Source organism: Cohnella abietis, assembly GCF_004295585.1.
In the GTDB taxonomy this organism is placed as follows: Bacteria; Bacillota; Bacilli; order Paenibacillales; family Paenibacillaceae; genus Cohnella; species Cohnella abietis.
In genome coordinates this window covers 6,948,020-6,969,746 of record NZ_AP019400.1, presented here as the reverse complement: position 1 = coordinate 6,969,746, position 21,727 = coordinate 6,948,020, and the positions used below count along the sequence as shown (strand labels likewise).

Sequence of the window (21,727 nt, the reverse complement as noted above, 5' to 3'; positions counted from 1 at the left end):
ACAATAAGCATTGTGTTTACAAGTCGGTGATGTTGATATATCAAGGAGGTCAATCCAGATGAAAAGACAGTCCAGCGTTCGCTTGGCGGCGATTATCGTTTTGCTGCTCCCATTCCTGCTCGGAGGCTGTTCCGATTTGTTCGGCAAATCGTCTCCGGAACCTTCAGCTTCGGAAACGTCCACGGGTGCTCCTTCTTCGGACCCTTCGACAGCGCCGGATTCGTCGGGGGGCGTAACCGCGTATTTGTCAGCGTGGGAACGGCTTGATTATGCGGGGATGTATGCGCTACTTTCGCCTTTCGTGAAGAACGATCTGACGGAAGAGCAGTTCGTCAAGCGGTATCAGACGATCTACGATGCGCTTAAGGTGTCCAATCTGGTCGTAACGGCGCTTCCGGCCGAACATCAGACGTTAGACGGAGCAAGTACGGAAGGTACGGCGGTGACGGGGGCCGGAACCGCTGTCAAAGGATTCGCGTATCACGCCACTATGGATACGGCGGAAGGACCCATCTCATTCAACAATAAGGGCCGGGTTAGAAAGACGGTGGAGGACGGTGTAACTTCCTGGTTGATCGATTGGAATCCTTCGTATATTTTCCCCGGCATGGAAGAAGGGGATACGGTGCGAATCGAGAAGACTCCGGCGGTACGTGGCGAAATTGTCGATCGCAACGGCAATCCGCTAGCGGTCAACATCGAGGCGGCGCAACTCGGCATTGTGCCAAGCAAGCTTGGGGATTCTGCCGATACGGTTAAAGCAACGATGGCAAAGAAGCTGGGCATGGCCGTACAGGATATCGACCGCAAGCTTAGTGCGTCGTGGGTGAAGCCAAATCTGTTCGTTCCGATCGCTGTAGTGGTCGATGATGCGGTGAGGGAAGAACTCGTCGCGCTTCCGGGGGTTGCTGCTCAGAAGGTTATGGTGCGGCGCTATCCACTCGGCGAAGCGGCTGCTCATCTGATCGGTTATATCGGGGAGATCAACGCCGATGAGCTGAAGACGCGCGAAGCTGAGGGCTACAAGGCGGGCGATATGATCGGCAAGACGGGGCTGGAGCTTATGCTTGAGACGCAATTGCACGGTACTTCAGGTAAAGCAGCTGTTATTGTTGATAGGACAGGTGTGCGAAAATCCGTGGTCGCGGGGCAGGCTGCCAGTAACGGTGTGAAGTACAAGTTGACGATCGATACGGTATTGCAGCAAGCGATCTACGAGGAAGTAAAGGCCGATGAAGCTTCAGTTGCGGCAATCCGACCCGAGACTGGCGAAGTGCTGGCGCTGCTCAGCAGCCCGTCGTACGATCCGAACGCTTTCGTACAGGGCGTGTCCAAGGAACAATACCGACAATGGAATGAAGATCCGCGTCATCCGTTCCTGAACCGTTTCTCCCAGGCGTATGCGCCTGGCTCGTCCTTTAAGGTCATAACGGCAGCGATCGGACTCGACAGCGGCGCGCTTGATCCGGACGAGGCGAAGGAGATTCCCGGATTGACCTGGAAGAAAGACAGTTCCTGGGGCAAGTATTACGTGAAGCGGGTGCACGACATGAATCCGGTCGATCTGTCGCAGGCATTAATCTATTCTGACAATATCTACTTCGCTCAGACGGCACTGGCAATCGGCAAAAAGCAATTCGTCGCAGGCGCGGCACGATTCGGGATAGGCGAACCGCTTCCACTCGCCTATCCGCTCAGCGCTTCGCAGCTGGCCAGGGGCGGAGGTGCGCCGTCCGGCGATATTCAGCTTGCCGACTCCGGCTACGGGCAAGGACAGGTGGCGATGACGACGCTGCATGTCGCCTTCTCCTACTCCGCGCTTGTCAATGGCGGAAATATCGCCTATCCGCAGCTGTCGGAGGCCGATTCGGCTTTTGCAGGAAAACTGTGGAAGGAGCAAGCGATGTCGGTGGATACGGCGGAACGAGTCAAGGCCGATCTCGTGAAGGCAGTAGCGAGTCCGGAAGGCGTCGGGCATGGCGCCTATATTGCCGGGGCTTCGATCGCCGGCAAGACGGGCACCGCGGAGCTGAAAGCGAGCAAGGGCACAGAAGGCCAGGAAAACGGCTGGTTCGTCGGTTTTGACGCGGATGACCCGCAACTGCTAATCTCTATGATGATCGAGAACGTACAGGGTCGCGGGGGCAGCCGCTACGTGGCGCCAAAAGTAAAACGAATTTTCGAGCAAATTAAGCAGTAATAAACTGACCATTATTAAGAGCGCAGCTCGGGCAAAATACAATTTAGATTCAGTAAACCCCGAGTTGAAGTCTTTCTGACGATTGCGAGTGCGATGCTGAGCAATGAGCAGATAGAATATTATTAAAACTTCCTTTTCAATAGTCGAAAGAGACTGCGAGCTTTACGCAGTCTCTTTTTTGTATCTCTTAATCTACTCTTAAACTGAAGCTGATACTATTCGCATAGTACCCCTATTATATCTGACGGGCACATAATGATTGCGGAGGACGAAAGCATCAGATCTATTTAAATATTGGAATTCTATTAATTATTATTTTCTATTATTTATAACAAAGGAGAGACAGGAGTGCATAATATTTTGGAAATGGTAAAACAGAAAAAGATATTTACAGTAATCCTCGCTTTAGCAGTATTCATCAACGTTTTTTCGGGAGTCGCTAAAGCTCAGGGTACGGCCACATTGAAGATTTCAACAATTTCCATGGATTCAACTTATGGGGAGGATGTAACCTTTAACGTCACTGCACTCGATCCTGTAGTCGGCGGAACGACCCCTAGCGGGACAGTCACCTTCAGGGATGGCAATCAGGACCTTATGACAGTTGGATTAACTACGGCTGAACCAGTAATTACGAGAACGAACTGTGGCTCATCATGTCCCATTATTCAATGGGGGGCATACACCTTCCGGGCTTATAGTTTTGGGGATAATCGCATTGCGCTGAACATTATTACTTACGACGCTTCCGGCAATATGGTTAACCAGCTGGAAAAGGCAGGAGCGCGTTATTTATCGAACATTACGATGGATGCTACTGCTCAGACTTTCACCTTCTGGGGTCAAGATAACATGACAATTACGGTGGGATGGGGAGAGCTCCTAAGCGCTTCGTCCAGCGCCAGCTTTAAGACATCCGCTCTGGCGATCGGTACGCACGCCATTACCGCTGCCTTTCCAGGGGACGACGCCCATGCCGCAAGCGAAGCGACCACTACGTTTACCGTACACCCTAGATATACCGTGGCGTATAGCGGCAATGGCAGCACTGGAGGAGAGGTGCCCGCTAACAGCGGCTCATATAATGGCATTAAGGTGTCGGTTTCTGGCAACAACGGAAATCTGGTGAAGACAGGCTACACTTTCGCAGGCTGGAACACGCGGGCGGATGGACATGGAGTGGATTATAAAGCAAACGTTGAAGGCGTGATCACGTCCGATGTGACGCTGTACGCGAAATGGAGTAAGACTTTAGACGTTGGAACGGGTATTGCAAGTGATCCTTATCGGATTACAACCGGTGAGGAGCTGGATACGGTCAGGAATTATTTGGGTTCGGATCTGTATTTCAAGCTGACGGCGGATATTGATTTGAGCAGCTATGGCCAAGGATGGTTGCCGATCGGGGGTTCTAGCGGCCGATTTCAGGGGCATATGGACGGCAATGGACACAAGATCACAGGCCTGACGATTAATAGACCTAATGATAATTTTTCAGGGTTGTTTGGGTATATAGACTATGATGCAAGTGTTTCCAATATGATTCTGGAAAATGTAAATGTTACAGGTAAACAATATGTAGGCGGCTTGGTAGGCCGTATCGATGGCGGTGAGATAAGCAACAGCTATGTATCAGGGAGTGTAACAGGAACAAGCGGATTTGTAGGCGGTTTGATTGGCTACAATTACTATGGAACGGTTAGTAACAGCTTCGCAAAAGCAAATGTAACAGGAGGCAGCACCAATGTAGGCGGTTTGGTTGGATCCAATTTCGGAGAAGTCAGCTACGGTTATGCAGCAGGAAACGTAACAGGAACCGGCAACAATGTAGGCGGTTTGATTGGCACCAACAGTGGAACGATCAGCTACAGCTATGCAGCAGGAAGTGTAACGGGAAGCGGCACCAAAGTAGGCGGTTTGATTGGCAACAATGGTAGTGGAGAGATCAGCTACAGCTTCTACGACTCTGGTACAACAGGTCAATCGGATACAGGCAAAGGCGTTGGCCGATCGACCACGGAGATGAAGACGCAAAGCACTTATGCAGATTCAAATTGGGATTTCACAAGCATTTGGGGGATAAGTCCATCGCGCAATAACGGATATCCCTATTTGCAGGCCATACAAAAGTTTGTGACTTATGACGGGAACGGAAACACAGCCGGGAATGTGCCGACTGACAGCAAGTCGTATTCGCAGGGCGAAACAGTCAACGTTTATAGCAATACGATAACTTTACTCAAGACTCACTATACGTTTGCAGGTTGGAATACGCAGGCGGATGGAACCGGAACAGATTATGCTTTAGGCGCTTCATTCAGCATGGGCTTGTCCGATGTGACGTTATATGCAAAATGGATATTGACCCCTACATTCAAAGTGACGTATAACGGCAACGGCAGTACGGGAGGAAGCGTACCGACGGACAGTGGCTCGTATGAGCAGGGCGATACGGTGTCGGTATCCGGGAACAACGAAAATCTGGAGAAGACTCACTATACGTTTGCAGGTTGGAATACGCAAGCGGATGGAACCGGGACAGATTATGCTCCAGATGCTGCATTCAGCATGGGCTCGTCCGTTGTGACACTATATGCAAAATGGATATTGACCCCTATAGCGAACACATTATTGTCCGGCTTGTCATTGGATCAGGGGACGCTTCATTTTTCACCAACGCAGACGAATTATACTGTAGAAGTTGAGAATTCGGTTTCGAATCTTAACCTTTTTCTGAGTAAAGGGGATCCTAACCAATCTCTAACGGTTACGGGGGCGAATTACAATTCGGTAACGGGAAATGTATATGGCTACAGTGCATCAAGCTTGTTCTTCGGACATAACCCTATTCGGATTACCGTGACGGCGCAAGACGGCTCAAACACGACATACGTGGTCACAATTGCCCGAGAAGGTATCAAAGGAGAGCCGATGCAATTAGACCCTTCGGTTCGTACGCTTACGTACCCGGGCGGGCTCGTAATTAAGCTGCCTGACGGACTGGCGATTCCCGAAGGGGCGACATTGACGGTACAAGATTCGAACGCCGTGCCGTCCGAGGAGATTAAACTGGCTAGAGCAGGACAAGTTATTGATTTCCAATTTGTAGACATGACCATTACTCAACCTGTAAAGATTACACTAGGGTATGACGAGAGTTCGGACCGGAGTAAAATCGCTATTTATTATTACAACGTGACAACGGGTAAGTGGGAATATCATGCTTCTCAAGTAACGGACAACGGCATCGAGACGACAGTCAGCCATTTCTCCACATACGGAGTGCTTGCGGATACAACCGCACCAGACCAGGTAACAATCACATCGGGCGCAAAAACGACAAACTCGATCACGCTTCACCTCGCCGCGAACGATGATTCAGGCGTGGCTAAATATATGATTTATCGCGACGGGACGCTTATTGCAGAAACGGCTGGAAGTACGTACGTCGATGCCGGACTTTCCGCTTCGAAGACCTATACTTATACAGCTAAAGCCGTCGATATGCTGGGTAATATTTCGAATGTTAGCGAAAGCGTGACGGTCTCAACGAACGGCGATGGTGGCTCATACACGCCAACTCCGCCAACGAGTGATCCCAAGGTCACCTCTACAGATGGTCATTTAACACTTCCCGCAGGCAAAGCGGGAGAGGTTAGCCTCGGCGATGCGATCAAGATCGTCATTCCAACTCATGCTAGCTTCAAAGAGCTGAAATTAACGATCGACAAAGTCGCGGACATACAGACGCTGATTACGGGTAAGGACGTTCTACTCAGCTCGGTATTCGAAGTTCTGAAAAACTTCACGGAGAACTTCGACAAACCTGTCACGCTCTCTTTCAAGTTTGATCCAGCTCGCTTGAAGAGCAATGAGAAGCCGGTCGTCTTCTACTATGACGAAATGAAGAAGGAATGGGTGAAAGTCGGCGGCACAGTGAGCGGCAATATCATTTCCGTAGATGTTAATCACTTCACGAAATACGCCGTATTGGCGGTAGCCGATGCTACCCTGCCGGCAACGGATGGATTAACGAAAGTGAGCTTCAGCGATATTGCCGCACATTGGGCGGAAGCCAGTATTAAGCAAGCGGTAAGCGCGGGCATCGTTAAGGGTTATCCGGACAATACGTTCAAGCCGGGTCGCACCGTGACGCGCGCGGAATTTGCGGTCATGCTGATGAATGCGCTCAAACCGCAAGGAGATGGAGCCGCCCTGACGTTCACCGACAAGGCGATGATTGGCTCCTGGGCGCAGAAATCCATCGCGCAGGCCGTGTACGCGGGTATTATTAGTGGTTATGAGGACGGCTCCTTCCGTCCGAATGCGGAAATCACTCGTGCAGAAATGGCTAAGATGGTTGCAAAGGCCTTGGGCCTGACTGGCGGAACAACTGAGGCACCTGGCTTTGCAGATGATAAAGACATTCCGAACTGGGCGAAAGACGCTGTGGCCACGATAAAAAATCTAGGTATTATTGAAGGCAAAGGCGCGAACCAATTCGCTCCTGGAGATAAAACGACAAGAGCAGAGGCGGTAACGGTGCTCTTAAAAATGCTGGAACAAAAAAGCAAGTAAAGAATCTAGACCAAGGCTGTTTTGAAGTCAAATTCAAAGCAGCCTTGTTTTGTAGAACTGATAACCCGGATTCCCCTGCCCCAAGGTCAGATCAGACAAGTTTTCTCTTAGGAGAGAGTTTGTCTTTTTTTTTCTGTGAGGAGAACGAAAGTATACCCAAATTCGACTGTTTTGCTACGTTCGTATAATAGAATGCGCGAAAGTTAGATGATACTGTTAATATAGCGCGAAAAGAGTGTTTTCATCATAGTTCCCTCCAATCGAATAGTACTACAATTGGCGGTATTTAGGCTTAATTGAATAAAAAAGGGGAAATAATATTGCGAGGAACAAATAGCTTGAAAAAGAGTTTATTATTGTTTTTATGTTTTGCTTTAATCGTAAGCTGGGGATCTGTGTATAGCCCGTCTAAGGCTTCGGCTGCCAGTTCGGCTTTACTACCTATGGGACAGCCGGTGGAGCAGGTCGTCGGAGGGACGGAAGTTGTTTTTTTTGATGATGATGGGGAAGCCCTTGATGATGGGGTTTCCGAAGAAATTCCGATTGGATTCGATTTTGATTTTTACGGCAAGCCATTTGATCATGTATATGCTGCAACCAATGGTTACCTTATGTTCGAGGATCCAGTTATCGAATATCGAAGCTATGATAGTTTGCCATTGGAGACACTTGATCACTATATCGCTCCCTATTTCGCGGATTATGAGCTTCTCCCAATTAGTAAAGTCCTCTATAAGACGGTAGGAGAAATAGGTAAAAGAAAGTTCGTTATTCAATATACGAATATGGCTTTCTATGATACCCCAACCCCTTTTGGAACCTTTCAAGTCATCCTATATGAAGAAAACAATGAAATTCAATTTCAGTATCCGCAGCTTGTCGGCTACGAATACTTGGAAAATGCATTTGGAGCAAATGCATTAATCGGAATACAGGGTCCGACCGGAATTGAACCAAGAAATGTAACATATTCTCAAATGACCAAGAGCATAACGGAAAAACAAGCGATTCGGTTTACGCCTAGTGATCCGAATGAGTATGTACTGGTAAGTAATATAGATAATGAATTTGCAGCCTATGATGAGAGGGTTGTTTATGAACCTATTTTATTAAGTATTGATGTTTTCCCAGGTAGTTCTGTGGCGGTTAGTCCCGTGGATGGCTCCTATGCAGCTTCAAATCATACCTTCCAATGGAGCAATGCAATCGGTGCCACTTCTTATCGGTTGCTTATCGCCGAGGATGCCAATCTTGAGAGGATTGTTCAGGATGAGAGCGGAATTGGGCAAACATCCTTTGACATCATAGGTTTGGACGAAGGGACGACATATTATTGGAAAGTTGTTGCTGTAAACGATGCGGGTTACTTAACTTATTCGAACACATATCGTTTCAAGGTACCTTTCGAAAAAGTATTGCCACTGAACCAGCCTGTGGAAACACTGGTTCAAGGTCAGGAACTCGATTTTACCGATTCTTCCACTGTAACTTTTGATCTGCCGTTTAAGGTTAACGTTTACAATAGGGATTATAGTCAGGTGGAAATCGGTAATGATGGATATTTGAGGTTTAACGATGAGAATTATAATAATGAAATTGGACAAGGGGTATTTGACAATCAAAGAACAGTCCTATATGCGACTCTTGGAGAAGCTCCGAATCGGAAAATTGTGATTCAATATACGAATAGATATTTGGATGACGTATCCCTAGGAACTGTACAAGTTATATTTTACGAATCTAATAAATTCATTCAATTTCAATATCCTTTACTCTTAGCCCCCGAAATAGGATATACAACTGCTAGTACTTATGTTGTGAGCGAGAGTACTCATGATGATGATGAATATTGGGAATCTTCGTATTTGGGAATCTTGAGCGAAAAGCGAGCGATCCGCTTTACTCCTAATGGGCCGACAAGCTATGTTGTGACTAAAAAAGCCGACTATGATCCTATGTTATTGGTTTCTGCTGATTATCCCGCTCCTTCGACGATTGTAAGTCCGGCGGACGGATCCATTTCGACTTCTAGAGTGCAATTTAAATGGAAAAACACGAGTGGAGCAGCTTACTACGATTTGCTTCTGGCAACGGATCCTAGCTTTTCAGCCAACTCGCGAGTGAAATTGAAACCAGATCAATACATTGGGTCTACATCCCATACCCAGAGTGGATGGAAAGAAGGGGTGTATTACTGGAAAGTCGTTTCTATTAATGCTGTTAATGATATTGATCATAATACTGGTTATAGCTACTCAAATACCTATCAGTTCATAGTACCCTCATCTAACCCATCAACATCCATCGTTACCGCTGATGTAAGCTCGATTACGTCTATGACAGCGACTGCAGGAGGCAATGTGACTGTGTATGGAGCCGCTACCGTTGCGGAGCGGGGAATCGTATATTCCAAGAATGCAAATCCGTCATACAGTAGTAATACTAAAGTAGCAGCCGCCCTTGGTGGATCAGGAGCCTTTACGGTTGATCTTGCTGGGCTTCAATCTAATACAACCTACTATGCTCGAGCGTATGCGATTAGTGGGGATTACATTTTCTACGGACAAGATGTCACTTTTACAACGTTAGGCTCTCATGGCTCTCCTGCGAGCTTAAGTGCGCTAAGCTTAAGTGGGATTCAATTGGTGAGTGGTAATGTATATTCCTATACGGCGAGTGTGCCGAACACGTTATCGAGTACTGCTATTACAGCTACAGTGCAAGATGCTGACTACCGCAGTGTGACAGCGAACGTGTACAATAGCTCAGATACACTTGTGTGGGGTCCGATCGACCTGGCAAGTGGAGTAATGAGCAGCGAAATTCCACTTCACGTAGGTACGAATAAAATTGAAATTGTCGTCATAGCCATAGATGGCAGCGAAACGACTTACACGGTAAATGTAACTCGTGATCCTCCAAGCGGAGATCAATCGGTCACTGTCAATACCGATACAACCGTAAATGCGATAACCTCAATGACAGCAACTGTCGGAGGAAGCGTGATTACTGATGGCATTGCTACAGTCGCGGAACGAGGAATCGTATATTCCTTAAATGCTAATCCGACGATTAATGATACTAAAATACCAGCGGATATAGGAGGAGTAGGAGCCTTTACGGTTAATCTGGTTGGACTTCAATCCAATAAAACCCACCATGCTCGGGCTTATGCGATTAGTGAGGGTAGAGTTAATTACGGACAAGATGTTGCCTTTTCGACGCTAGGCTCTCATGCGAGCTTGAGTGCACTAAGCTTAAGTGGGATTACGTTATCGGTGAGCGGAAGCGTATATTCATATACGGCGAGCGTACCAAACAAGGTATCGAGTACTGCTGTTACAGCTACAGTGCAAGAGGCTGACTACCGCAGTGTGACAGCGAACGTGTACAATAGCTCAGATACACTTGTGCTGGGTCCGATCGACTTAGCAAGTGGAGTAATGAGCAGCGAAATTCCACTTCACGTAGGTACGAATAAAATTGAAATTGTCGTCTTGGCTCTGGATGGTAGCGGAACGACTTACACGGTAACGGTTACTCGTGCTGCTGCACAGACTACACCTCCTCCAGGTGGTGACGGTAGTGGCGGTGCTCCGAGCGTAGTTAGATCGAAGGATGGGAAGATCACAGTTCCAGTCGGCAGAGCAGGAGAAGTGAGCCTGAATAATGAGATTGAAATTACTATTCCAGCCAATGCTTCCAAGAAACATCTGGAACTTACGATCGAGAAAGTATTGAACACGCAAGGTTTACTGAGCAATAGGGAGATTCTAGCGAGCTCGGTATTTGAGATTCTGAAGAATTTCACGGAAAACTTCGATAAATCGGTCACGATCACAATGCTGTTCGATCCATTGAAATTGAAGAGCGGCCAAACAGTTGCGATATTCTACTATGATGAAGTGAAGAAAACATGGGTGAAGGTGGAAGGCGGTAAGATCAGTAAAGACCGCATCAGTGCAGAGGTTAATCACTTCACGAAGTTTGCCGTACTTGTCGTAGATGAGAAAACAGGCTTGCCAGTACTAGAGCAATCCACCGACACGACAACCAATCCGACGACTGAAGTTAAATTTAGCGATATCGCGAAACACTGGGCAGAAGCCAGTATCAAGCAAGCGGTAATCAGTGGCATAGTCAAAGGATATACGGACGGAACATTTAGGCCGAATTCAACGGTTACCCGTGAAGAATTCGCAGTAATGCTGATGAATGCGTTGAAGCCGCAAGGTAAAGGAGCGGAGCTAACTTTCACAGATAATGCGAAAATCGGAATATGGTCGCAGATAGCTATTGCTCAAGCGGTACAAGCTGGCATAATTAAAGGCAATAAAGACGGAAGCTTCCGTCCGAAAAATGAGGTTACCCGTGCGGAGATGGCAGTGATGATCGCCAACGCTTTGGAACAACCTATCGAAGAGAATGCCACAACTAGCTTCGCAGATGATAAGGCCATTCCAGCTTGGGCGAAGGGCAGTATTGCGATCGTACAACAAGCAGATATTGTACAGGGGAAAAGCGGAAACAAATTCTACCCGCAGCAATCTACGACAAGAGCAGAGGCAGTATCTGTTATCCTGAAATTGCTGAAACAATTGAATAAGTAGATCGATCAAGAGGTTATCTTCAAAGAGAAATCTTCGGAGAAGCCTCTTTTTTCTGTTCTAACCGTTAACCGGACAAGTATTCAGCAGCTCTAAGTTCTAAACGTCTTGACTGATGGCAAGATAGTTGGTGTCAACTTGGTAACTAATAACGCCAGATAGCTTCTCAACCCACTTGTACTCTGATACAATGTCCATGTTGATTGGGTGGAGTTTCCAGACCGCCAATTGGCGGAGGGGCTGGAACAAAGCTGAAGAGCAATGGCGTAAACAAAGCGAGGACTAATTTATCGTGGAATACGAAGCCGAAGCCTAATATGCGAAGCTGAACCCGTAACCTCCCGTAAACGATCAGCTCTACTGAAATGACGGAAGGAAGTGCGCGAACCGTGCCACGTAAACGTAAAAATATTTTACTCATCACGAGCGATCAGCAGCACTGGAATACCCTGGGATTCCGCAATCCAGAAATATCGACGCCGAATCTGGATCGTCTCGCGGCGCAGGGGACGACTTATAACCGGGCTTATTGCCCGAATCCGACGTGTACACCGACCCGTTCTTCCATTATTACTGGCCAATATCCGAGCCAGCACGGAGCTTGGTCGCTCGGGACGAAGCTGTCCGAAGATCAGCGTACGGTCGGCGAAGATTTCACGGCGGCGGGCTATCGGACGGCGCTCATCGGAAAGGCACATTTTCAACCGCTCGCTTCCACGGAGGAATACGTGTCCTACGAATCGTACCCAATCTTGCAAGATCTCGATTTCTGGCGGAAGTTCAATGGCCCGTTCTACGGCTTCCAGCACATCGAGCTAACGCGGAACCATACGAACGAAGGCCATGCTGGACAGCATTATGGGGTTTGGCTGGAGGAGAACGGCTGCGACAATTGGCGCGACTACTACATGAAGCCGGCTGGCTCCATGGATCCGGCGGAACGGCATAAGTGGCGTATCCCGGAGCGGTTCCATTATGACGCCTGGATCGCCGAGCGCACGAACGCGTTGCTGGCAGAATACGTGGACAACGATGAGCCGTTCTTCCTCTGGTCGAGCTTCTTCGATCCGCATCCGCCTTACCTCGTGTCGGAGCCTTGGGATACGATGTACGATCCAGACAAGCTTACGCTGCCTACAGTTACCAAAGGCGAGCATGACGCCAATCCGCCTCACTTCGGGCTGACGCAGCAGACCAACCCGGATTTCTCGGCGTTCGGCGAAACGGGCAAGGGTATGATTGGCATGCACTCCCACGTTCACGACGAGCAGGAGCTGCGTAAGGATATTGCCGTCTACTATGGCATGATCAGTCTCATGGACAAGTACATCGGCAAGATTCTCGACCAACTGGATCGGCTTGGGCTCGCGGACGACACTGTCGTCATGTTTACATCCGATCACGGGCATGCGTTCGGCCATCATGGCCTTATCGCAAAGGGCCCATTCCACTACGAGGACTTGCTCCGGGTGCCGATGATCGTACGACATCCGGAGCAGAAGGTAAGAGGACAGGTATCGGATGCATTGCAGTCGCTTGTCGACTGCGCGCCGACGTTCCTTGGACTTGCGGAATTGCCGATTCCGCGCTCGATGACGGGAATCGACCAGAGTGCGGTGTGGCTAGGCGAGATGGAACGCATCCGGGACCATATTCTGTGCGAGAACCATCATGAGCCGACATTGATTCATTTGAAAACGTACGTGGACGACCGCTACAAGCTGACTGTTTACTACAACAGGGAGTATGGCGAGCTGTTCGACCTCCAAGAGGATCCGGGGGAGCTGCGCAACCTATGGAACGATCCGCGGGCAGCGGAGCTGAAGTCGAAGCTGATGCTCCGGTACATCTGGGCGGAGCTTGGCAAGGAACCGATGTGGATGCCACGAGTGTCGGGAGCATAGAATCCGTTCTATATCGATGCGTATGCAGTGACGAAGGTATAACTTTAAATCATAAGGCTCGAACAGTGCTTTAAGCGGCTGTTAAGAGCCTTTTGATGTTTCTCAAAATTAATAATACCAGTTCTATAAGTCTTGCAAGTTGCCGCACTTGTGTGTCACAATCCAAATAATTGAAAAAGTCGCTTTTTGACGAATTAGTGAAGAATGAGCATAGCGGGAGCTTTACGAAGAGCGGAAGGCTGTACGGAATAAGTTCGTACAAATTTCAGCCGTAATAGGGACCGTTTTAACGTTATTCTTGGGGGCTTGTGATCCGTATGTTGATGAAATTTCTGAATGATTTTCTTTTGCCCGGTTCACTTAAAAAACGTCTAGTCATTTTACTACTTATATGCTCTTTGTCCCCGCTCATCGTAATTGGCGGTATTTCTTACTATTCGATGCACTCCATCCTTTCAAACAAGGCAGAACGGGCTGTTCGTGCGAATCTTCAGCAGGTCAGACTTACGTTCGAGAATACTTTCTCCCAGTTGAATCATGCCTCGCAGCTTCTCGCCTTTGATGGACGTGTCGGTCAAAGCTTGGATGTCTATCTCCAGTCTGAGCAATTCGAGAGGAGAGAACGGCAAGAAGAAATTCAAAGTCAAGTCAATTTAATCCATTTCACTAATCCTTCGCTCGGACTTATGTTCTATTATTCGGCAGATACATTGGAGCACTTCTTTGAGAACTATTCCGTTAGCAATTTTAACCCTGAAGCTCTGCCTTTGCTGTCCCAATTCACGGGAATAAACTATTATGGCCCTCATAAGTCATTTAACTCCCTAAATGGGGATAACGTTGTTTTGTCCGTCATTCGGAAAGTAAACCTGCCTTCGAAAGGAAATATATATGTCTATATTGAAACCAACTACAAATTTGCCGAGAGCATCATAAAGAATGACTTATCTGTACAGTATTTGATCGCTGATCGAACGGGCACTATTGTTTATAGTGAAAATCAGAAGGACTTTCCGCTACATACTAAATACTTTCAAAACGATAAGAAAACCGAATCGCAAAAAAAATATTTGACGTTTGAAGATGTAAGCAATCAACAATGGAAGGTTATTTCTACCATCGATAATAAAGTTTATACACAGGAAATTAGCAGCTGGGTGAAGCAATTTATGATATTTGCGATATGCTCTCTGTTGCTAAGCTTTCTGATTGCCTGGATCTTATGGCGCAGTATTTATAAGCCGCTTCAAATTTTATCCAAATCGATAGAATTTATTAAAAACAATAAGCTGATCTATTCGGTCCCCGCTACCCAAATCGTAGAGTTTGATCTCATTGGGGATGAGTTGGAAATGATGAGAAAACGAATTGGGGAATTGATAAACGAGGTTCGTGATAAAGAAAAGAAGAAAGCTCTTCTCGAAATCGAAAAGCTAACCCATCAGATTAATCCGCATTTCCTTTACAATACGCTGGATACGATAAGATGGCTGGCACGTGCGAACGGACAAGCTGAGATTGATACTTTAGTATCCACCCTTAATAAAGTATTGCACTATAACCTTGGTAAAGGCGGTCCTGCAGTCATTCGCCAAGAGATTGAAGCATTGCACAATTATGTGAAATTGCAAGGGATTCGATATAATTTTGATTTTGATGTTAAAATTTTCGTGTCCGATGACATACTTGAGCTCCCGATCCCCAGATTTTTATTGCAGCCGTTAGTTGAAAATTCACTCTACCACGGGCTTGAGGATAACGGCTCCATTCAAGTTAGAGTGGAGAGAGATGGGGAAAGACATGTCAATTTATTTGTATCCGATAATGGACAAGGGATGTCCGACAAACAGATTCGCCGTTTAACGGGCACAGACAACGGTGATCAAGATAACATGGGTTTGGGGATCGGTTTGAATTATGTATACCGGATGTTAAAGTTCAAGTACGGCGAGGAAGCGGATTTGACGATCGAGAGCAATGACGGAAAAGGAACGTTGATCAAGCTTCGTATACCAATTATGGAACAGCTGCCAAACAGCCTTATGGAATATGGGGGTGACACCGATGATTAAAGTGCTGGTGGTGGATGACGATCATCTTGTAAGACGCGGATTCATATCGATGATGCCTTGGAGCCTGCATGGGATGGAAGTCGTCGGGGAGGCATCGAATGGGCTCAAGGCATTAGAGTTTCTGCAAGAACATTCCATCGACTTGCTTATCGTCGATTTGTTAATGCCGATGATGTCGGGCATGGAGCTAATGCGAGAAGTGAGGAAATTGTATCCTTCCCTTCATATTGTCGTTCTTACGTTTCATCAGGAGTTCGAGTATATTCAAGAATCATTGCGTCTCGGAGCTGTTGACTATATTACAAAATTAGAGCTGGAAAACGAGCAAATGGACAGTGTCTTGGAGAGGATCTCTCAACGTATCTTAGAGAAAACACGGGATCAAACGAAACCCGCGGACGAGACGAGTCAGTCGATTACAGACGGCGTTCGGGATCAAACGCAAATGTCGCTACACCACAACGGCTATTCGGAGGAAGTAAGAAACGCTGTCATTAAAGCGATGGAATATATTAAAAGCGAAATTCATCATGACCTTCATCTCCCTGCCGTAGCGGCGAAAGTAGGCATAAGCCGGAGTTACTTTAGTCGTTGCTTCAAAGACATTGCCGGCACAAACTTCAACGATTATGTTCGGGGGTTAAGGATTGAAAAGGCAAAGCAGCTGTTAATGCAATCGAATCGTTCCATTCGCTGGATAGCATCAGAATCGGGATATCCGAACGAGAAATACTTTTGTCGGATTTTTCGAGAGGCAACAGGGTTTTTGCCCAGTCATTATCGAAAAATAGAGGGGAGATCGTCGAAATGACGGTCTCTTTTTTGTACTTGTATGATTCACTTTTTGTCTACTGGAAAGTCACTTATTTTCTCTTATCCTCTAATGGGCTGCTTAACTGTAGATAATAAGAAACTAATCAAAGATACATTTAACCCATGGCTACCTTCATAGCCGTTATAGTAAAAATAAGCTTTTACATAAGAGAGGGGATTTCAATGAGAAACAGAAAGATGCTAGCGTTTGTAATCGCTTTAACTTTGGTGCTATCGGCATGCGCGAAAAATGAGAGCAATGAAGGGAAAGCATCAAACTCGGGAGCGAGCCCAACGGCTTCGCAAAGCGCTGAAGGTACTGCCTCGGCAACAAGTGCTTCGGAGGAAAATCCGTTCAAGATGGCAGAGCCTGTTGAAATCTCCATTATTAAATCTGTCGTTCCCGATCTTAAGCTGCCTCCAGGCGAGTCCATCGAGGACAATCACTTTGCGAAATACTTGGCGGATAAAACGAATATTCGCTTTAAAGTACTATGGTACGCGACGGGAGACGATTTTACCCAGAAGCAGAAATTAGCGATCGCTAGCAACGACTTGCCAGATATCATGTCTGTTGATGAGACAACGTTTCGTTCTTTGGTTGAAGGTGGGCAGGTTGAAGATTTAACCGAGTATTACAATAAATATGCCTCGGATAAAGTTAAGGAAATGTACGGAGCTGCCAACAATCTACCTTTGGAGAAAGCAACGATAGATGGAAAGCTTTACGCCATGCCGAATATTAGCGTGCTGGCCGACTCGATCAGTATGGCATGGGTAAGACAGGATTGGCTGGATAAGTTAAAGCTTCCGGCGCCGAAAACAGTGGACGATATCGCTACGATCGCCAAGGCTTTTGTCGAGCAAGATCCTGACGGGAACAATAAGAAAGATACCGTTGGTTTGTTAGGCAACAATGTAGAACTATATTCATTCGCTTATACAGGCAGCTATGATTTTACCGCGATTTTCCATGCGTTTGATTCCTATCCCGGCTTATGGTTGAAGGATGAGAACGGAAAGGTTGTATATGGCTCGACAACGCTGCAAACGAAACAGACCTTGGCTAAGCTCAAGGAGATGTACAGCAACGGACTTATTGATAAAGAGTTCATGATCCGTAAAGAATCGAGCCAGCTCGTCAACAACGGTAAAGCAGGGCTGTTCTTCGGGCCTTGGTGGGCTCCTTGGCCGCTGGGCGACTCCATTAAAGTAGACAAAAACGCAGATTGGAAACCGTACCTGATTCAGGATTCGCAAGGTAAATACAATACGCACATGGTTCCGCCAACGACGCAATTCCTTGTCGTGAAGAAAGGCTTCAAGTATCCGGAAGCGCTCGTGAAACATATCAACTTCTACTTGAGTAACGGTACGGGCGTTAGCGGGGCGCGAGATAAGGCGGAGGAGGATCAACTGTTAGATTACAGCTTGCTCCAGCATCTCTATCCTTTGTATACGACATTCGACTACCCTGACGCAGTGGCGCGCAAGCATGAAGTGCTGAAGAAAGCTTTGGATGGACAGATCGCGCCGGAAGAGCTTACGCCGGAAATGAAAGGGCATTACGATCGTTGGCAGAGGGATCTGAAAAATCCGAAGGCCGAACCGGGAGATTGGTCTGCTCCTTATGCATATTTGTACGGCGGCGGACTTCTGACGCAGAAAATGGATAAAGAAGTATACAATGCGTTTACGGCAACGACCAAAACGATGAGTCAAAAATGGGCGAATCTCTTGAAGATGGAAAAGGAAGTTTTCTTCAAAATCGTTGCAGGAGATAAGCCGGTAGATGACTTCGACAAATTCGTCGAAGCTTGGAAGAAGCAAGGCGGAGATCAGATTATTGCGGAGATCGAGGCGGAATTGCAAAAATAACCGAGAAGCGAGGGACGCATGCTATTGCGTCCCTCGTTATAACAAGAAGAGCATATATGTATAACAGATTGGATGTGGAAAACGATGAAATACCGGTCTAACCAAGCACATTACCACATGATGTTGTTGCCGGGACTCTTGCTCCTTGTAGTGTTTAGTATTATCCCGATGGCAGGGATTGTCATGGCTTTTCAAGATTTCAAAATAGGTCTCGGCATATGGAGATCCCCTTGGATTGGCTTGCAAAACTTCAAATACTTATTCGAACTGTCCGATAGCAGGGTCATTTTCTACAATACTATTTTTATTGCGGTGTTCAAGATCATTGGAAATCTATTGGTTCCCTTGACATTCGCCATTCTTCTGAACGAGTTAAGGGGCCGTTTTTTTAAGAGATTCGTCCAGACCGTCGTCTATGTACCTCATTTTTTGTCGTGGGTTATTTTGTCAGGAATCATTGTTGAAATGACCACCACAGATGGTCTGGTCAATCAAATCGTAAAAGCGTTTGGCGGAGAACCTATTATCTTTCTGGCAAGCAATCAATGGTTTCCCGTTATTCTGATTTCCAGCGATATTTGGAAGGAATTCGGATTCGGAACAATCATCTACTTGGCTGCACTAACAGGAATCAATCCTTCCCTGTACGAGGCGGCAGTCATCGACGGAGCATCGCGACCGCAACAGATTCGATATATTACGTTGCCGTTGCTCGTTCCAACATTTATCCTGCTTGCAACATTAAGTATCGGAAATGTTTTGAATGCGGGTTTCGATCAAGTATTCAATCTATATAATCCGTTAGTCTACGAATCGGGCGATATTATCGACACCTATGTTTATCGTGCCGGTCTGATCAATGCTCAATTCGGACTCGCTACAGCTGTCGGTCTTATGAAATCGGTCATTTCATTTCTATTGATTATTGTATCTTATACGCTGGCATCCCGGTTTGCCAATTATCGCATCTTCTAAGAAGCAGGTGTTTTTATGGTTACGAATCGAACTTTTTCGGCACGACTGGCTCAGTATGCATTAGTGATCTTTATGATCCTTGTCTTGCTTACTTGTATCATCCCCATTTGGCATACGGTTGCCGTTTCATTCAGCCACAAATCGTATGCTGCAGCCGGCATGGTCGATTTTTGGCCGAAAGGGTTTAATACGATCGCTTATCAGCAAATTCTTGCTGACCCCGTGTTCGTTAACTCCTTTTTTGTTTCTGTTAAGAGGGTATTGCTCGGAGGAGGCATTAACTTCCTATTGGCGGTTTTAATGGCGTATCCGCTTTCCCGATCACCGCAAGAGTTCCGGTTCCGCAACATTTATATGTGGTTTCTTGTCTTCACGATGTTATTCAGCGGAGGAATTGTACCACTCTATATACTCATGAAATCTCTGGGGCTATTTAATTCGATCTGGGCGTTGGTTCTTCCTGGTGCCGTTCCTGTTTTTAATGTGATTTTGCTAGTTAACTTCTTCCGGAGCATTCCGAAGGACTTAGTGGAAGCCGGTCATATAGATGGTGCGGGCCCCTGGTATATGCTATTTAAGATATTTATCCCAATATCAACCCCCGCATTAGCAACGATTACTCTTTTTAGCGTCGTCGGACATTGGAACGCTTTCTTTGACGGACTTATATTCATGCGTACACCGGAGCATTATCCGCTTCAAACTTACATTCAGCAGCTTGTTGTTCAACTAAATACGCAAAGTATAGATTCAACACAAGTAGAGCTATTGTCCAAGCTTTCCAATCAAACGTTAAATGCGGCTAAGCTTGTGGTGGCCATAGTTCCGATTCTAACCGTTTATCCATTTATTCAACGGCACTTTATACACGGCATTATGCTGGGATCTGTCAAAGAGTAATACCATACTAAACGACAAGGTGATTGTAAATGACAGTCTTTCAAACGGATGGAAACCGATTTATTATGGACGGGAATCCGGTCCGGCTCATCTCCGGCGCGATCCATTATTTCAGAGTTGTACCTGACTACTGGTTCGACAGGCTTAACAAGCTGAAAGCTTGCGGCTTTAATACGGTTGAAACCTATATTCCATGGAATCTGCATGAGCCTCAAAAGGGACGGTTTCATTTCGAAGGTATCGCCGATGTTGTTCGATTCATCGAAACAGCGGCTGAACTTGATTTGCATGTTATTATTCGGCCGAGCCCTTATATATGCGCCGAGTGGGAGTTTGGAGGACTTCCCTCGTGGCTGTTAGCCGATTCGGACACCCCCCTTCGTTGCGCGCATCCATCCTATCTGGCTCATGTTGACGATTACTACGATGTTCTTATCCCTCTATTAAAGCCGCTATTATGTACGAACGGCGGTCCGATTATTGCGATGCAGATCGAGAACGAATATGGCAGCTTCGGAAATGATTTAAGCTATCTTCAGTATTTGCGGGACTCCATTACGAAACGTGGAATAGACGTATTGCTAGTTACATCCGATGGTCCCGAGGATATTTGCCTTCAGAGCGGAATGATACCCGGAGTGCTCGGAACTGTAAACTTCGGATCGGATCCGGAAACGGCATTTGCCAAATTGCAGGAATATCAACCCAATCAGCCGCTCATGTGCATGGAGTACTGGAATGGGTGGTTCGACCATTGGGGAAAAAACCATATCACAAGGGAGTCGAAGGATACCGCCGACGTTTTTGACCGGATGCTGAGGATGGGAGCTTCCGTTAACTTCTATATGTTTCATGGAGGAACGAATTTCGGATTTTACAACGGAGCGAACAACCACACCGGGGTTTATGAGCCGATCGTAACCAGTTACGACTACGATGCTCCATTGAACGAAGCAGGCGACCCTACGGCGAAATACTTTGCCATTCGCGAGGTGTTGTCCAAGTATACAGATTTAAGAGATGTCCCGGTACCGGAGCCTTCTAAGAAAAAAGCGTATGGCAAGGTTCGGTTATCGGAGCGTGCGGATTTATTCGACAGTCTTCCTCGCTTATCTCAGTCGATCCACCGGATATCCCCCGAGCCTATGGAGAAATTGGGACAGGATTACGGGTTCATCCTGTATTCCACGTTTGTGTCCGGGCCGAAAAAAAATTGCGAATTGATCATCGAGGATATCCGAGACCGTGCCATTGTGTTCGTGAACGGGACCGAAGCAGGTGTGCTGGAACGGTGGAAACCGACGCAATTGATGATTGAGATTCCGCCGGAAGGCGCTCGAATTCAAATTCTCGTTGAAAATATGGGACGGGTAAACTACGGGCCATATATTAAGGATACCAAAGGGATTACCGGCAGTGTTCGCTTGCAAAGCTTGGGCTGGTGCAATCAGTTCCTCTTCGATTGGGATATCCGTTCGTTGCCCATGAATGATTTAAGCGAGCTGCAGTTTCATTCACAGGACCATTCAATAATGATGCCGGCCTTTTACAGAGGAACCTTTCAAGTTACCGAGGCAGCAGATACCTTCCTCGATTTAGAAGGTTGGTCGAAAGGCGTCGCATTTATCAATGGCTTTAATCTAGGTCGGTATTGGAGCGTCGGTCCGCAACGCAGATTGTATGTTCCGGCGCCGCTGCTGCGCCAAGACCTTAATGAGATTGTATTGTTTGATCTTCACGGTGTTAGAGAGCCGTCCGTCACATTCCATGAAACATCGTCATTAGGGTAAGGGAGATCGG

Annotated in this window: 10 protein-coding genes; all 10 read left to right on the top strand. The window is 46.9% G+C overall.

The window, feature by feature from the left end; translation table 11 throughout:
- Positions 1–58: 58 nt before the first annotated feature.
- The 10 genes from KCTCHS21_RS30285 (at position 59) to KCTCHS21_RS30240 (ending at position 21,717) form a co-directional block, all read left to right on the top strand.
- Positions 59–2,200 carry a penicillin-binding transpeptidase domain-containing protein gene (locus KCTCHS21_RS30285; RefSeq protein WP_130616200.1) on the top strand — a complete coding sequence of 714 codons (2,142 nt, stop codon included), beginning with the start codon at positions 59–61 and terminating at the stop codon, positions 2,198–2,200.
- 348 nt (positions 2,201–2,548) lie between these two features.
- Positions 2,549–6,778 carry an S-layer homology domain-containing protein gene (locus KCTCHS21_RS30280; RefSeq protein ID WP_130616199.1) on the top strand — a complete coding sequence of 1,410 codons (4,230 nt, stop codon included), beginning with the start codon at positions 2,549–2,551 and terminating at the stop codon, positions 6,776–6,778.
- 338 nt (positions 6,779–7,116) lie between these two features.
- Complete coding sequence (locus tag KCTCHS21_RS30275) at positions 7,117–11,388, top strand: S-layer homology domain-containing protein (RefSeq protein WP_130616198.1); 4,272 nt, start codon at positions 7,117–7,119, stop codon at positions 11,386–11,388.
- Positions 11,389–11,774: 386 nt separating this feature from the next.
- Positions 11,775–13,289 (top strand): sulfatase family protein, encoded by a 1,515-nt coding sequence (locus KCTCHS21_RS30270; RefSeq protein ID WP_232058009.1) that lies wholly within the window; start codon positions 11,775–11,777, stop codon positions 13,287–13,289.
- Positions 13,290–13,606: 317 nt separating this feature from the next.
- Positions 13,607–15,361 carry a sensor histidine kinase gene (locus tag KCTCHS21_RS30265; RefSeq protein WP_130616196.1) on the top strand — a complete coding sequence of 585 codons (1,755 nt, stop codon included), beginning with the start codon at positions 13,607–13,609 and terminating at the stop codon, positions 15,359–15,361.
- The gene (locus KCTCHS21_RS30260) at positions 15,354–16,172 is read left to right on the top strand and encodes a response regulator transcription factor (RefSeq protein WP_130616195.1); all 819 of its coding nucleotides are present in this window, start codon (positions 15,354–15,356) and stop codon (positions 16,170–16,172) included. The genes KCTCHS21_RS30265 and KCTCHS21_RS30260 overlap by 8 nt, the downstream gene beginning before the upstream one ends.
- Before the next feature lie 185 nt (positions 16,173–16,357).
- Positions 16,358–18,052 carry an extracellular solute-binding protein gene (locus KCTCHS21_RS30255; RefSeq protein ID WP_157994162.1) on the top strand — a complete coding sequence of 565 codons (1,695 nt, stop codon included), beginning with the start codon at positions 16,358–16,360 and terminating at the stop codon, positions 18,050–18,052.
- 84 nt (positions 18,053–18,136) lie between these two features.
- On the top strand, positions 18,137–19,027 hold the full coding sequence (locus KCTCHS21_RS30250; RefSeq protein ID WP_130616193.1) for an ABC transporter permease: 891 nt from the start codon (positions 18,137–18,139) through the stop codon (positions 19,025–19,027).
- Between the two features lie 15 nt (positions 19,028–19,042).
- A complete protein-coding gene (locus KCTCHS21_RS30245; RefSeq protein WP_130616192.1) occupies positions 19,043–19,927 on the top strand; it encodes a carbohydrate ABC transporter permease in 885 nt (294 codons plus the stop codon).
- 29 nt (positions 19,928–19,956) lie between these two features.
- A complete protein-coding gene (locus tag KCTCHS21_RS30240) occupies positions 19,957–21,717 on the top strand; it encodes a glycoside hydrolase family 35 protein (RefSeq protein ID WP_130616191.1) in 1,761 nt (586 codons plus the stop codon).
- Positions 21,718–21,727 lie beyond the last annotated feature (10 nt).

Bases quoted from the DNA above. Each gene is read 5' to 3' on its own strand.
- KCTCHS21_RS30285 (WP_130616200.1), top strand. From the start codon at position 59: ATGAAAAGACAGTCCAGCGTTCGCTTGGCGGCGATTATCGTTTTGCTG.
- KCTCHS21_RS30265 (WP_130616196.1), top strand. From the start codon at position 13,607: ATGTTGATGAAATTTCTGAATGATTTTCTTTTGCCCGGTTCACTTAAA.
- KCTCHS21_RS30260 (WP_130616195.1), top strand. From the start codon at position 15,354: ATGATTAAAGTGCTGGTGGTGGATGACGATCATCTTGTAAGACGCGGA.
- KCTCHS21_RS30255 (WP_157994162.1), top strand. From the start codon at position 16,358: ATGAGAAACAGAAAGATGCTAGCGTTTGTAATCGCTTTAACTTTGGTG.
- KCTCHS21_RS30250 (WP_130616193.1), top strand. From the start codon at position 18,137: ATGAAATACCGGTCTAACCAAGCACATTACCACATGATGTTGTTGCCG.
- KCTCHS21_RS30245 (WP_130616192.1), top strand. From the start codon at position 19,043: ATGGTTACGAATCGAACTTTTTCGGCACGACTGGCTCAGTATGCATTA.
- KCTCHS21_RS30240 (WP_130616191.1), top strand. From the start codon at position 19,957: ATGACAGTCTTTCAAACGGATGGAAACCGATTTATTATGGACGGGAAT.